Source organism: Archangium violaceum Cb vi76 (assembly GCF_000733295.1).
Taxonomy (GTDB): domain Bacteria; phylum Myxococcota; class Myxococcia; order Myxococcales; family Myxococcaceae; genus Archangium; species Archangium violaceum.
In genome coordinates this window covers 26,224-40,294 of record NZ_JPMI01000125.1, presented here as the reverse complement: position 1 = coordinate 40,294, position 14,071 = coordinate 26,224, and the positions used below count along the sequence as shown (strand labels likewise).

Here is a 14,071-nt window from a genome sequence, read left to right as displayed (position 1 = left end):
GCCTGGGGTGCCAATACGCAGGGACAGCTCGGGGTCCCGTGGTCGTTGAGCTTCCGGCACACCCCGGCTCCCATACCGGGCCTCACGGACGTGGTGGCGATCTCCGCGCAACGGGAGTCCAGCATGGTGCTGCGCGGGGATGGCACCGTCTGGGCCTGGGGCTCCAACGCGAAGGGCCAGCTTGGGGATGGCACGCTCACCACCCGGTACACCCCGGCTCCCGTACCGGGCCTCACGGACGTGGTGGGCCTGCCGAGCACCTCCTCCGGCCTCTCCCTGGTGCTGCGGCGGGATGGCACCGTCTGGGGTTTCGGGCGCAACACCCTGGGGGTGCTCTCCAACACGCGGCAGGAGATCTTCTCCACCCCCGTCCAGCTTCCGGCGCTCTCGAGGGTGAAGGCACTCGCCGTGGTGGGCGAGGAGACCGGCGTGGCCCTGCTCGAGAACGGAACGGTGCGGGCCTGGGGCGGCAATTCGCATGACCAGATTGGCGATGGGGTGTCGAGCATCCATCGCACCGCGGTCAAGGTACGGCTGCCCTGCCGCTTCACGGCCATGGCCTCCCGGGAGCACCGCGACCCGGAAGCGAGGCACTGCCCGGACATGCCCTGAGCCCACGTCAAAGGCCTCCTCTCCGTATCGGGAGAGGAGGCGTCCACCGCTTCCGGAGGCGAGCGCTCAGCGGCCCTGGATGGAGTCCCGCAGGGCGGAGATGAGCGTCTCGTAGCGCAGGGGCTTGCCGAGCACGCGCCGGACCCCCAGGGAGCGGGCGGCCTCAGAGGCCAGCGAGTTCACCTGTCCCGTCACCACCAGCACCGGCGAGCCCGGCCGGAGCTCACGGGCCGCGCGCACCACGTCCAGCCCATGCCCCCCGGGCAGCACCACGTCCGTGATGACCGCGTCGAAGAGCTCGCCGCGCAGGCGCCGGACGGCCTCGTCCGGCTCGCACAGGCCCACCGTGGCGTAGCCGTCCATGGACAGGAGATCACACAGCGCGCCCATGGCCACGGGCTCGCCGTCCACCACCAGGATGCGCCTCATGGCATTCGCGGTGCTCATCGCCCGACCCACGGTGGGGGCCGGACATGGCCCGGGCGGCGCCCGGTGGCCACGGGCAGCGGGAAGGCCAGCTCCAGGGCATCCGCCGCGTCCGCCAGCGGCCCATGAGCGGCCTCGATGCGCGCGAACTTCGCCCGCACCCGCTCCATCACGTCCGCCGGGAGCAGCCGCCGCACCATGGGGAAGAACCGCGCCTCCTCCGCCTCCGTGTGGCCTCGATGCAGGCGCACGTAGCGCTCGGCGATGACGAACATCTCCTCGGGAGCCATGATGCCCTCCGTCACCGCCCGGACCGCGGCGCGCAGCTCCGCCGCCAGCTCGCGCCCCATGGCGTGCTGCCCCGAGAGCGCCGCCAGCACGCCCTCTCCCGGCGGCAACCCACGCGAGGTGATGGCCTGGAAGACCTCGCCCTCCTTGGCGTCATGGCTGCCGTCCACGAAGGTGACGAGGAACTGCGCGGCACGCTCGAAGAGCACCGGCGACACATCTCCTCCTCCGCGTCCGTACTCCACGGCCCGCTCGAGCACGTCCATGATGCGCTCGATGTGGCGGTGCTCATTCACGAGGATATCGATGGCGTCCATGCTCAGACCGTCCGGGAGAAGCGGGGCCGCTCGGTCCGGCGCAGGTAGGCATCGAACACCATCGCCACGTTGCGCACGAACAGCCGCCCCAAGGGGGTGACCTCGAGCTGGCTCCCCTCCCGCCGAACCAGCCCATCGTCTTCCAGCGGCCGCAGCCGCTCCAATTCCAGAGCGAAGTCGCGCGTGCCGTCCTCGCCCAGGTCCACCCAGAAGTTGCACATGAGCTGGGTGATGATGGCGCGGCGGCGCCGGTCGTCCTCGGTGAGCTGGATGCCGCGCTCGGTGGCGAAGCGGCCCTCGCGCACGCGCTCGTAGTAGTACGGCAGGGCGCGGACGTTCTGCGCGTAGGCCCCGCCCACGTCACTGATGCCGGTGGAGCCGAGCGCCACCACGTCCTGTGCCGCCTTCACCGTGTAGCCCTGGAAGTTGCGCCCCAGGGCGCGCCGCTGCTGGGCGAGTGCCAGCTCATCCTCGGGGACGGCGAAGTGGTCCATGCCGATGGGCAGGTAGCCCGCGTCCACGAAGGCGGCCCAGGCGGCGCGGAACAAGCCCTGCTTGGTGCGCGCGTCCGGCAGGGCCTCGGCCGGCATGCGCTTCTGGTGTTTGAGCACGTCCGGGATGAAGGCGAAGGAGTACACGGCGAGCCGGTCCGGCCGCAGCTCCAGGATCTGGCTCAGCGTGCGCGCCCAGCTCTCCGGGTTCTGGTACGGCAGCCCGTAGATGAGATCGAAATTCACCCCGGAGAAGCCCAGGTTCCGGGCGTGGTCCAGCAGCTTCCGCGTCTGCGCGAAGGGCTGGTGGCGATTCGTGACCTCCTGCACCTTCGGCTCGAAGTCCTGAAGCCCCATGGAGACGCGGTTGAAGCCGAGCTCCCGCAGCAGGGTGAGCTGTCCGGGCGAGGTGATGGCCGGGTGGACCTCGATGGCGACCTCCGCGTCGGGCAGCGGCGAGAGGTGCCGGGTGATTCCACTCCACAGGCGCTCCAGTTGCCGCTCGCTCAGGAAGGTGGGAGTCCCCCCGCCCCAGTGCACCTGCGACAACCTACGGCGACGGCCCAGCCGGGCCACCACCTGCTTCAGTTCCAGGAGGACATGATCGATGTAGACGTCCGCCGCACGCCGATCCTGGGAGACGACCACGTTGCACCCGCAGTACCAGCAGAGGCTGCGGCAGAACGGCAGGTGCACATAGAGGGAGAGGGGCTCGTCGGCGCCCGCGCTGGCCGCCACGTCGAGCCGCTCGGCGTAGCGCTCGGTGCCGAAGTCCTGCTTCCACTCGGGCACGGTGGGGTAGCTGGTGTAGCGGGGGCCAGCGACGTCATAGCGCCGCATCAGCTCTTCGGACGGAGTGGGGATGTGCGGGGACGAGACCATCGGTCCCCTCCCCCATTCCAAGCACCGTGCCAGCGCCCCTGCCTCGGAGGAGCCCGTCCCGACAAAGCTCCCGGGTGCAAGGGCTGCGTCCACGCGCAAGGGTTGCGCTCCAACTCCCTGGACCGAACCACCGGGCCCGACTCAGGAAGCACGCCTTCCGCCTGCCCGTCTGCCATACTCGCGGATTCCCCCCCTCGCGTGCTGACGCGAAAGGAGTCCCCCATGAAGAGTGTCGTGAGCCTGGTCGTATCACTGGCCGCCAGCCTGCTGCTGGCCTGTGGTGCTGGAGCGTCCGCGGATGAGTCCTCCACCACCTCCTCGCCCGCCGGAGACGAGCAGGGTGCCGTGACCGCGGCCGCCCCGATCTGCGGCGATGGCATCTGCGCCCTCATCGAGCGGTCCAACTGCCCCGCGGACTGTCCCAATGGCATCTGCGGCGACGGCGTCTGTTGCAACGGAGAGACCACTCTGTCCTGCCCCTCGGACTGCCCCCGGGACGTGCCCTACTGCTACAAGAACGTCATGGGCAGCACGCCCGACACCGAGGCGTCCGGCACCGAGGCGCCCTCCGATTCCGGCTCGGCCAGGTGAAGCACGAAGGGCCTCCGCTCCCTGACCTGGGAGCGTGAGGCCCTCCGCCCGGGATTCGACCCCCAACGCCAGCGCACGTGAACACCGAGAGGCCCATGACCCCACGAACAATGCGACTTCGGAGCACTTCCGCCGCCGCTGGGACTGCGAACCGTCTCGTCCGGGTGGTGGCTGGCAAGCTGGTGGACCCTGCTGGGAAGTGCCGCGCTCTGGAGTCTCGGGTGGAAGCGAGCCCGAGCACGCACGGTCCCGGGCACCACGATGTAGATGGCGGCCCTCGCGTGCGGCTTTGCCCTCTGGACGATTTCTCATCTCCCTATTTGGAGTTGCCCTGTGGGGCCCATCCACTGAGCGCACCGGTGGCTCATCCGAGCTGACGGGCGGACTGTCGTATGCGCCTCGGCCCGGTAGACCCGCCCGCCTATGAACCTGGGCGTCAGGTGGGCCTTGTGCCAGCGTACTGAGTTGCCCGCATCGCGAACGACCCCGGAGGTGAGAAGCATGGCCAGGTTGATCTACTCGATGCTCATGTCATTGGACGGTTATACGGAGGACCCGCACGGCCGCTTCGACTGGGCCGCCCCGGACGAGGAGGTTCACTCATACGCCAACGAGCTCGCTTCGTCGGTCGGCACCTATCTCTACGGCCGCAGGATGTATGAGACGATGGTGTACTGGGAGACCGTAAACATAGTCTCCAACGAACCGCGGGTCGTGCTCGACTGGGCACGGCAGTGGCAGGCGGCCGAGAAGATCGTCTACTCCAGGACCCTCGCCGAGCCGCGGAGCGCGCGGACGCGCATCGAGCGGGAGTTCAACCCGGACGTGGTCCGACGGCTCAAGGCGAGCACCAAGCACGACATCGCCGTCAACGGACCGGAGCTCGCGGGGCATGCGCTCAGGGCGGGGATTGTCGACGAGTTCCATCTGCTCCTCTTCCCCGTCGTTGTCGGTGGGGGAAAACGATTCTTCCCGGAAGGTGTGCGGCTGGACCTGGAGCTGCTCGAGGAACGCCGGTTCGGCAGCGGCGTGGCCGCCGTGCGGTACGCCGTCCGCCGCTGAGCGGTTCGCGCGATCGTCGCGGGCGCACCACCGGCGGCGGGGTCGGACATGCTCAACGGCGGCCCACGGTCTCGATGTGGCGCAGGAGCGCCGCCGCGAGCGGGGGCACGACGGCACGCGGAATCGCGTGCGCGCATGAGCATCCGAGGTGTCGTGACGGCCGGCGTGGGCGATGATGCGCCGCTCGAGCGCACGGAACTCCTCGGCATCGAAGGCAAATCGCCTCGCCGTTGAGCCTGCGCCAGTTCTCGACCCGCCATTCAATCCGCGCCTCGCGCTCACGCGGCTCGAACATGTCATCGGTCTTCGCCTTGCCGAAGTTGCCCGACAGCACCAGGCCCTCGTCGGTGATGGCGAGCCGGTCCAGGTCCGTGAGCGGATCGATGCCCGTGCGCTCCTCGAGCTGCTGTAGCTGCTTGCCACCGTCGCGATAGAGACACGATGGGCGAGCCGGTCCGGAGGGATGTCTGACCGGCCACAGCGGGGAAGCGAACAGCCGGCATCCCGGGGCTGGGGAGGGCCGCTGACAGGGCCCTCCCCACCGTGCCGGATGCTCGAGCTGCTACTTCGCCGGCACCACCACCAGCTTGCCGAAGGGCTTGAGCTCCTTCTCGATGACCTTCTTGTCGCCCACGACGACAATGGCCATCTTGTCTGGCTTCAGATAGTCCCGGGCCACCTTCTGCACGTCGGCCGGGGTCACCGCGAGGACGTCCTGGATGTAGTTCTCGAGGTAGCTGTCGGGCAGCCCGTGGAAGTCGGCGAAGCGCAGACGGGCGAGCAGCCCGCCGCGGGCCGAGCTCTGCAGAACGAAGGTGCCCACCACGTAATTCTTGATGGCCGCCAGCTCCTTCTCACTGGGGGCCTCGGCGCGCAGCCGGTCCACCTCGAGGAAGATTTCCTTCAGCGAGGCGCCGGTGACGTTGGTGGTGACGTCGGCCACCTGGGACCAGTAGGCATCGCGGTAGTGGTTGGTGACCGAGCTGAAGGGCGAGTAGGTGTAGCCCTTCTGCTCGCGGATGTTGCTGGTGATGCGGCTGGCGAAGCTGCCTCCCAGCAGGGAGTTGGTCACCAGGAGCTTCATGTAGTCCGGGTGCGAGGGATCCACCGCCGGCAGCCCCAGCCGGATGGACGACTGCACCGCGCCCGGCCGGTCGATGAGGTGCACCGCGCGCTGGGCGATCGGCTTGGGAACGTTGTTCACCACCTCCGGCCCCTTCTGCCAGTCGCCGAAAGCCTCGCGGATGGCCTTCTCGGTGGCCTGGCCATCGAACTGGCCCACCACGTAGAGGTGGCTGCGGGCGGCGCTGAAATTGGCGTCGTAGAAGCCGCGCACCTGCTCCAGGGTGTAGCCCTTGAGCTGGGGCTCGGTGGGGAAGAGACGGCCGTAGGGGTGGTCCGGGTAGAGGGCGGTGTGGAAGCGCTCCAGGGAGAGGGTGCCCGGGCGGCTCTTCTGGATGGTGAGCTCGCGCGCCAGATCATTGCGCACCCGCTCCAGCTCCGAGGCGGGGAGCTTCGGGTGACGGGCCACGTCGGCCACCAGCGCCACGAACTGGGGCGCGAAGTCGGCCAGCACGGTGCCGCCGAAGGTGGTCTCATCCGCGGTGGCGCCCACGTCCAGGGTGCCTCCCATCCGGGCGGCCTCCTGGGCGAGCTGCTCGGCGCCGCGGGTGGTGGTGCCCTCTTGCAGGAGCCGGACGGTGAGATCGGCCAGCCAGGCCTCCTTGGGGCCCTCGTGCACGTTGCCGGTGCGCACGGCCAGTTGCACGTCCACCTTGGGCATGTTGCCGTAGGGCACGAGCGTCACCGCCATGCCGTTGGGGAGGGTGAACTCCTGCCGCGGCGGCAGCTTGAATTCCTTGGGGGTACCGGGGGCAGGCGGCGCTTCGCGCGCGGGAGCCACTGGGGAGGCGCCCAGCGCGCCCGCGAGTACGGCGACGAAAATGCTTGCGTACATGGGTGGTGGCTCCTTCTCAGGACTTGGGCTTCACGACGAGGAGGGTGCGGTTGTCCGGCCTCAGGTACTCCTGGGCCGTCTTCTGGATGAGCTCGGGCGTCACCTTGGCCAGCTCGTCCTCCAGCCGGTTGATGCGCGCGGGGTCGTCATCGAACAGCGCGAAGGAGGCCAGCAGATCCGCCGTGCCAAAGCCGAAGATGGCCTCCATCTGCCCGTACAGCTCCGAGCGCGCCTTGATGCGCGCCCGCTCCAGCGTGGCGGCATCCACCGGAGAGGTACGCACCTTCTCGATGGACTCGTCGATGGCGGAGAGCAGTGTCTCGGGCGACTTGTCCGCGTCGTGGAAGAGGGACAGCGTCCAGAGCATCGGCCCGTTGTAGTTGTACATGTTGCCCAGCAGGTTGGTGCCTCCGGCCACGTCACCGGTGAGGCCCTTCTGCTGCACCAGGTTCTGGTAGAGGGCGCTGTCCTTGCCCTCGAGCAGGATCTGGTGGAGCAGCCCCATCGCCCAGTACTCGGGGCTGTTGCGCGGGGGCATGTGGTAGGCGAGCGCGAGGGCGGGCCGCTGGGCCAGGGCGTCCACCTTCTCGGAGCGCTTCATCTTCTCCTGGCGCGGCTCGCGGATGTCCGGCTGCGGAGGCTGGGGCACCGCGGGGATGTCATTGAAGTACTTCTTCACCCAGGCGAGCGCCTGCTGGGACTCGAAGTCGCCCACCAGCACCACCACCGCGTTGTTGGGGGCGTAGTAGGTCTTGAAGAAGGACTGCACGTCCTCGAGGGTGGCGGCGTCCAGGTCCTCGAGGTCGCCGTAGAAGTTGTGGGCGTTGTACCAGTTGCTGTTGGCCAGCTGCGGCATGTCCAGCCAGGGAAAGCCGCCATAGGGCTGGTTGAGCACGTTGACCTTCACCTCGTTCTTCACCACCCCCTGCTGGTTGACGAGGTTCTCCTGCGTCACCGCGAGGCCACGCATCCGGTCGGCCTCGGCCCACAGCATCGTCTCCAGGGCGTGGGAGGGAACGATTTCGAAGTAGTTGGTGAAGTCGAAGCGGGTGGAGCCGTTCAGGACGCCGCCGTTGGCCTGCACCAAGCGCACGAACTCCATCTTCCCGAGGTTCTTCGAGCCCTGGAACATCATGTGCTCGAAGAGGTGGGCGAAGCCGGTGCGGTCCTTGGGCTCGATGCGAAAGCCGATGTTGTAATAGACGCCCACCGCCACCTTGGGGGCGCTGGTGTCGCGCGACAGCACCACCTTCAGGCCATTGTCGAGCTTGTGGTACTCGACCGGCACCTGGAAGCGCCTGGCCCCCTGGGTCGTCGGGGCGGCCTCGGCCGGCGCGGGCGGCGGGGTGGGACTGGCCTCTTGCGCCTCTACGGGCTTGTCGGGCCGCACCGTGGCCTGCGGGCCGGTACAGGCCAGGGTCCCCGCCACCAGGCCGGTGGCGGCGAGTCGGGTGAATCTCATCATATCGGTTTCCACTCTCGCGCCGGGGCCCCGGCGCGTCCTCTCGTTGGCACTGCACAACGCCGCCCGAGGGAAAACCCCGCGCGGCCGCCCCCCGAACGGCTGGGCGTCTCCTTTGTTCCCAATGCTCAGGGCGGGCTCGGAACGAAGCCGAGCAGGGTCCCGGGAAACTTGTCGGTCACGAGCAGAAAGCCCCGGCCCGCCAGCCGCACCACTCCCTCCCAGTTGCGTGGCGCCTCGTCGGAGAGCCGCAACTGGAGAGGAGGCCGCTCCGTGAGCACGATGCCGGTGGGTTGCACCTGGAGCTCGATGAGCCGTTCCACCTGGGGCTTCCGGGCATGGGTCGGCCCGGTGCCGTACCGGGCCATGAGGGGATCCGGCGCCGGCTCGTAGGCGTGAGAGGTCCCTGGAAAGCTGTAGTTCATCACCCAGAACCGGCCCTCCGAGTCCAGGGAGGTGGCATCGGTGACGCGGTATTCGATCGCTGGGAACGTGAGCTTGCCGGACGGTGAAAGCGCTCGATCGAAGCTCTCGGCGGAGGGGGCCTGGTTCACACGGGCCCCATTGGCTTCGTACAGGGCCAGCAGGCGCTCCCCACCCACCACCAGTGTCTCGAAGCCCGCGTTCGACACCTTGGCGGGCAGGGCAAGCGAGGCCATGGGCGAAGCCTCGAGCTTCAGCGCGCTCAAATCCGGCGCGATGCGGCCGGTCACCAGGAAGCCCTTTCCCGTGCCCTGGCGGGTCTCCACGGACAGATAGGCCTGGTCCCCCACGAACCCGATGGCCTCATAACCTTCGAAGCCAGGGATGCGATTCTCGAGGCCACCGCTGTCGAACGGAATGCAGCGGGGCTCGAGCGGCCCTGATGCCGTGTCATCGAGCCGCGCGAGGACGTCCGCCTTCGAAACGGTGTAGAGGCAGGGGGCGCCGTCGCGCTGCCAGCCGGGATACTGCGGCAGCATGACGAGGTGCTCGCCGTACCAGGCGAGGCCAGAGAGCTCGGCGTTCTCGCTCCGAAGCGCACCACCGAGCGGCAAGAGGGTGACGGCCTGCTCCGGCGCTGTCCCCTGTAGCTCCGGAGGCACGTCCGCCAGCGGAACCTTCTGGGCCAGCGTCGAAGCACACCCGGTCAGCACCAGCGGGAGCAGCAGGGCGCGAAGCCTCCCCCCCACCGGCCTTCTTTCTCCCCGCATGTCCCGCTCCTTTCGCCTACTTCGCCTGCGCCCGCTCCGAGGCCAGCTTGAGCGCGCGCTTCTCCACCCCGCGCACCGTGGCCTCCACGGCGTCCTTCTGGCCCACACCCGCCAGGAAACCCGGGATGGAGCCGCCCGGCTCCACGATGAAGCGGTAGACGAAGTGCACCCCGCCCTCGGCGCGAGGGGTGAAGTACCAGCTGCCCTGGTTGTGACGCAGCCGCACCACGCCCGCGCGCTCCGGCAGCACGCTGTTGTCCGGCGCCCACTTCTGGTGGAACGCCACCTGCTTGCCCTCCGCGTCCAGCACCGGCTCGTCCAACACCCGGAGCACGTAGTCGCGATCCGAGATGAGGGGGAAGTCCAGCCGCGTATACGTCACACGGGCGCCATCCTCGCCCCGCGACAGCAGCCGCGACTCCGTCACGTACGGCATGAAGTGACGGAAGTTGTCGTGGTCCGTCAGGGCCGTCTGGACGTCCTGGAGGCTCACCGGCAGCACCCCCTCGGCCCACACTTCACGCCCTCCCGTCACGGCCGTGTAGGGCCGGGCCTTGATGGCGATGTCCCCCTTCGACACCTGCTCCCAGTCCTCGGCACTGGCGCGACCCGCCGCCAACACGCACACCAGCACCGCCACCCCCGTCACACTCCGCATGTTCGACTCCTTCGCTCTCGCCGGATGGGGGCCCATGCCTCCACACGCATCGACATTTAGCACCAGCCAGGGCACGAAGGGAGACCACCCTCCGTCCGGGCGTGGACTGTTCCCCACATGCCCGGACGGAGGACTCGCGAGATGCGGCGGCTACAGCCCCGGCCCGCGGATCCAGTCGATGTCGAACTGGATGCCCACCCCGGACACCGGATCGAGCCGGAGCTCGGTGATCGTCCCGGTCCAATCCACCTGGCCCGCCATGTCGAGGGTGAGCGTCTGCCAGGCGCCATTGCCGGTGTAGCTCGCGCTGGCCACGCGCGTGCCAGAGAACCCCGGCTGGGTGCTGGTGGCGAAGAAGAGCTGCACGCCGGTGTTCTGCGAGGCCCGCATGCGGACCTGGAGCGCCGGCACGCGGCTGGCGCTGAAGTGGTAGGCGCTGTTCACGATCTGCGCATCACCGTTGTTGGAGGAGGTGCCGGTCAGCACGCCGCCGGACACCGCCTGCCCGGTGATGTTGCCGAACCCCGTCCATCCCTCGAATCCTCCCGCCGTGGCGAACTCCGCCCCGAGGTCCGCGGCGTCGAAGGGATGCCGCGACGAGTTGATCTCCGCGGAGTCCGTCACCTGGTCTCCATCCGTATCGAGCGGGGGCACCGTGAAGTTCGTGCTCCAGGAGATGGTGAAGGACTGGTTCTTGCCCGTGGCGACCGCCTTGATGGAGAGGTCGCCGCCCGGCTGCAGGTAGTAACCCGAGGTGGTGGAGCCACGCAGACTGGCGATCGAGGAGTACGCGGAGAAGCTGCTCTGGCTCGAGGAGAGCGAAACGCCGCCCAGCTTCCCGAAGTCCTTGAAGTGGGCGAGGTAGGAATCGCCCGCGATGGCGTCCTCCATGTTCATCGACACCACCTTCACGGCGGGGAGGGACTCATAGGCATAGGTGTACTCGAAGCCCTCGTTGACGAGGAACGGGAGCTGGTGCCACTCGTGGTAGCCGTTGTCGTCCATGTAGAAGACGCTGGCGGAGGCCGTGCCCGCCTTCTCGCGCGTGCAGGTGACGTTGGGCGTCTGCTCGAACGGCACGTTGTAGGTGAGCCGGGACAGGACGAAGCGGTGGTCACTCCGGTAGGTGCGCTCCCAGTTGGGCGGACGGTACTCGTCGCCCACCCGCATGAACGGGTGATTGGACACGATGGACGTGTTGGCCTTGCCGCTGATGCCCCCGGTGACATCCCGGAGCACGATGGACCAGTACCGCGGGTGACCGGGGTGGTTGGCGTGGGCGCCCGAAACGGGGCGGATGTCGAAGTCCTCCAGAACGGTGCGCGGCGGGCTGGCGGGGGACATCGTGTTCCCGATGAACTGGTGATTGGGGTGCTTGATCGCCGCGCCCGTGTTGATCAGGAAGTTGGCGTTGGCGGCATCCCACCCGATGAAGTGCGAATCCCTCACCTGGCCCGCGCCGTCATACACGCGGTAGGCGTAGCGGGGACCACTGAGGAGGTTCTCGCCGGAGTTGGCCACGAACACGCTCTGGTCGACGATGCTGTAGCTGGCCAGCATGGTGCCGACCGTGTTCTCCACCAGGACGTTGTTGCGGAAGATGAGGTTGTCGGACGGCCCGCCAGCGCCGATGCCCGTGTAGAGGGCCAGCTCGTTCGCGTACCACGTGCCGTTCTCGATGAGGTGGGTGGCGGTGTCCGTCCACCCCGCGTTCGGGAGGATGGAGTGGTTGGCATCCAGCCCGTCGAAGATGTCGAACCCGCTCATGGTGCTGTGGGCGCTGTTGCCCTTGAAGGAGATCATCGGCAGCGTGTTGGGGCGCATCGACGAGAAGCGAGGGTCGTTCGCGGACAATCCCATCGGGCGGGAGGGAAGCGCGAACCAGAACCCGGTGCCCTCGGTGCCCGCCGCGACGTTGTCCTCGAAGGTGTTCTGGGGGTTGGTGATCCAATAGCTGGCCGGGCTGCGGTTCTGGACCTGGTCGAACTGATTGTCGGACGGCGTGAGTTCCTCACCAGGCGCGGGGCGCTTCGTGAGCAGGGTCACGTTCTTCTTGATGACGTTGAAGCGCTCGCTGCCGTCCTCCAGGAACACACCATGGCCGATGTGGTCATAGAAGAAGTTGTTCTCGACGAGCGTGCTCTCGGTGCCATGGATGGTGATGGCCCGGTTGTAGGAGCGGTGGATGCTCGAGTTCTTGAAGTATTGGCCCGAGCCCACGCTGCCCAGCATGTGCCAGTGGAAGGGGTAGCGCCCGAGGCGCGCCTTCTGGCCCATGTTGTAGAGCTCGACGCCGCTGACGTACGCCACCGAGTCGTCCATGATCATCACGTGCCCGCCGAAGCCGCCGGAGGACGCGGACGCCGCATCACCCTGCACCAGGATGTTGTGCGTGAGCAGACCCACCTGGGCGCGCAGGTCCGCGGTCCAGGTGCGCGAGCCGTTGGAGTAGCTCTTCACCACGCCGGTGTGCGAGTACGCGAGCGGGCTGTCCAGCGTGACGGCCGTATTCCCCGACAAGACGGACGTGATGGTCCGCTGCTCGGCCTCGTTCCAGTTGCGGTGGCTGGAGACGATCACGATCTTGTCACCCGGCCGCCAATCCACGGGCTCCTTGAGGACCACGGTGGAGCTCCCCGCGTTCACGTTCGCACCGAGCTGCGTCCAGCTCACGCGCTCCTGGCCGTGGAGACGGAGGGTGGCGGAGCCCATGGCACCGATGAACTTGTTGCCCATCCCCATGACCTCGGGATCGGCCGGCGTGGCGTTGAGGGTGAAGGTGGCCGAGCCCGGATAGGGCGTGAGCTCCTGTCCCAGCTCGAGCCGGGAGCCACTGCCCATCACCATCACGTACTTCGTGGTGACGGACACGTTCCGGTTCTGGACGCCGAGCAACTCGCCGCTCACGGTGAGGGTTCTCGGAGCGAGGTTCCCCTGAAGGCAGACGGCGCTGCCGGCACTCACGGTGGCGTCGTCGTTGACGCCGGGCACCGCGCCGCCCCAGACATACGGGTCCTGCCAGTCGTGAAGCATCTCCATCCGGAGGTCATCCACCAGCCCGGTGTGATCTCCGGCCGCCGTGTCCACGCCCATCAGGCTCACCGTGGTGGCGCCCGCGCCCAGGTAGATGGCGGCGGAGCTCTGCTCGACGTACTGGGTGCTGCCGAGACGGAACTCGCCCACCTGGGTGCCGCCGAGGGTGATGCGGATGTTCTTGGCCGGCGGCTGGACCGGGTTGTTGGCGCGGAGGGCGGCCCTGAGGCGGAACCGGTAGAAGCCACCGCGCGGAATGCTGATGGGGGCGGAGGCGGAAGAAGCACCCTGGAGGACGAGCACCTGACTGCCCTCGGGCGCGGCGGGATTGGAGGCCGTGAATGCGCTGGCGTTGCGGCTGAGACCACTGAGCCCGTTGAAGGTCCACGGCCCACCCGCCGGAGCGTAGGCGTACCCGGGAGAAGTGGGGAGGACCGGGGACTCGAAGCCGCTGAGGACGATGTCCCGGACGCGCGCGGCCTGAAAATCATCCACGAGCGCGGTGTTGTCGCCGCCCTGGGGATTGAGCCCGCGCAGCTCGATGGAGTGGGCGCCGGAGGACAGCAGCACCGCGCCCGAGCTGAAGCGCTGCCAGGCGGTTCCGGAGGGGGTGAACCCCTGGACGGAGGCGCCGTCGATCCGCAACTCGACGCGCTGGGTGTTGACCGGGTTTCCGCGCTGCGCCGCGGAGAAGCTGAAGATGTAGTAGCCCGCCGGGAAGTTCAGGGCCCGCGAAGCGGAGCCCCCTCCCTGGAGGAAGAGCACCTGGGCCCCTTCCGGAGCATTCGGATTGCTCGAGGTGAACGCGGTGCCATTCCGGGTGAGGCCCGCGCCGTCAACGAGCGTCCATCCACTTCCGGCGGGGGCGTACTGGTAGCCGGGCGACGCCGGGAGGGCGGGCGTCTCGAAGGTCCCGTTGGGAACGGTAAAGACAGTGGATGACGCGGAGCGCAGGCTGGCGGCGCCCGCGCCGTCCGCGAACGACACGGCGGCCAGGGAAAACAGGAATACCCATCTACGCGGGGAAGTCGTCATGGTCCGGCTTATGACGTTCACTCGGGGTCTCCGTCAACCTCGCGCTCTGTCATTCTCCGGGCTC

12 protein-coding genes are annotated in these 14,071 nt (G+C 68.3%); 4 read left to right on the top strand and 8 right to left on the bottom strand.

Translation table 11 applies throughout. The features are described from left to right. On the top strand, positions 1–612 hold a 612-nt coding region (locus tag Q664_RS18690), incomplete at its 5' end, for an RCC1 domain-containing protein (protein ID WP_369406334.1). Positions 613–678: 66 nt separating this feature from the next. Here the strand turns inward: Q664_RS18690 and Q664_RS18685 are convergent. From Q664_RS18685 to hemN, 3 genes are read right to left on the bottom strand one after another with little or no spacing between them, the layout of a single operon-like run. After that, positions 679–1,041: a response regulator gene (locus Q664_RS18685; RefSeq protein WP_043397100.1), complete on the bottom strand. Its 363-nt coding sequence runs from the start codon at positions 1,039–1,041 to the stop codon at positions 679–681. A gap of 14 nt (positions 1,042–1,055) precedes the next feature. Continuing rightward, the gene (locus Q664_RS62190) at positions 1,056–1,643 is read right to left on the bottom strand and encodes a hemerythrin domain-containing protein (protein WP_052518330.1); all 588 of its coding nucleotides are present in this window, start codon (positions 1,641–1,643) and stop codon (positions 1,056–1,058) included. A gap of 2 nt (positions 1,644–1,645) precedes the next feature. Further along, positions 1,646–3,016, bottom strand: coding sequence for an oxygen-independent coproporphyrinogen III oxidase (gene hemN, locus Q664_RS18675; RefSeq protein WP_043397096.1), 1,371 nt, complete (start codon positions 3,014–3,016; stop codon positions 1,646–1,648). 222 nt (positions 3,017–3,238) lie between these two features. On the opposite strand from hemN, the gene Q664_RS18670 reads away from it, so the two are divergent. From Q664_RS18670 to Q664_RS59150, 3 genes are all read left to right on the top strand, one after another. After that, entirely contained in the window at positions 3,239–3,607 is a 369-nt protein-coding gene (locus tag Q664_RS18670) for a hypothetical protein (protein WP_052518329.1), read from the top strand. Positions 3,608–4,108: 501 nt separating this feature from the next. Further along, complete coding sequence (locus Q664_RS18665; RefSeq protein WP_043397093.1) at positions 4,109–4,669, top strand: dihydrofolate reductase family protein; 561 nt, start codon at positions 4,109–4,111, stop codon at positions 4,667–4,669. A 172-nt stretch (positions 4,670–4,841) separates the two neighbouring features. Then, a complete protein-coding gene (locus Q664_RS59150) occupies positions 4,842–5,081 on the top strand; it encodes a hypothetical protein (RefSeq protein WP_160174440.1) in 240 nt (79 codons plus the stop codon). Between the two features lie 150 nt (positions 5,082–5,231). On the opposite strand, the gene Q664_RS18660 is transcribed toward Q664_RS59150, so the two are convergent. The 5 genes from Q664_RS18660 to Q664_RS52300 all read right to left on the bottom strand — a co-directional run bounded on the left by Q664_RS18660 (position 5,232) and on the right by Q664_RS52300 (position 14,007). Beyond that, positions 5,232–6,626, bottom strand: coding sequence for a M16 family metallopeptidase (locus tag Q664_RS18660; RefSeq protein ID WP_043397090.1), 1,395 nt, complete (start codon positions 6,624–6,626; stop codon positions 5,232–5,234). A gap of 16 nt (positions 6,627–6,642) precedes the next feature. Next, on the bottom strand, positions 6,643–8,091 hold the full coding sequence (locus Q664_RS18655; RefSeq protein WP_235216765.1) for a M16 family metallopeptidase: 1,449 nt from the start codon (positions 8,089–8,091) through the stop codon (positions 6,643–6,645). A 125-nt stretch (positions 8,092–8,216) separates the two neighbouring features. Further along, on the bottom strand, positions 8,217–9,281 hold the full coding sequence (locus tag Q664_RS52305) for a hypothetical protein (protein ID WP_152622189.1): 1,065 nt from the start codon (positions 9,279–9,281) through the stop codon (positions 8,217–8,219). A 16-nt stretch (positions 9,282–9,297) separates the two neighbouring features. Further along, positions 9,298–9,939: an SRPBCC family protein gene (locus Q664_RS18640; RefSeq protein WP_063934717.1), complete on the bottom strand. Its 642-nt coding sequence runs from the start codon at positions 9,937–9,939 to the stop codon at positions 9,298–9,300. A gap of 150 nt (positions 9,940–10,089) precedes the next feature. After that, positions 10,090–14,007 carry a G8 domain-containing protein gene (locus Q664_RS52300; protein WP_084610078.1) on the bottom strand — a complete coding sequence of 1,306 codons (3,918 nt, stop codon included), beginning with the start codon at positions 14,005–14,007 and terminating at the stop codon, positions 10,090–10,092. Between the last annotated feature and the right edge of the window lie 64 nt (positions 14,008–14,071).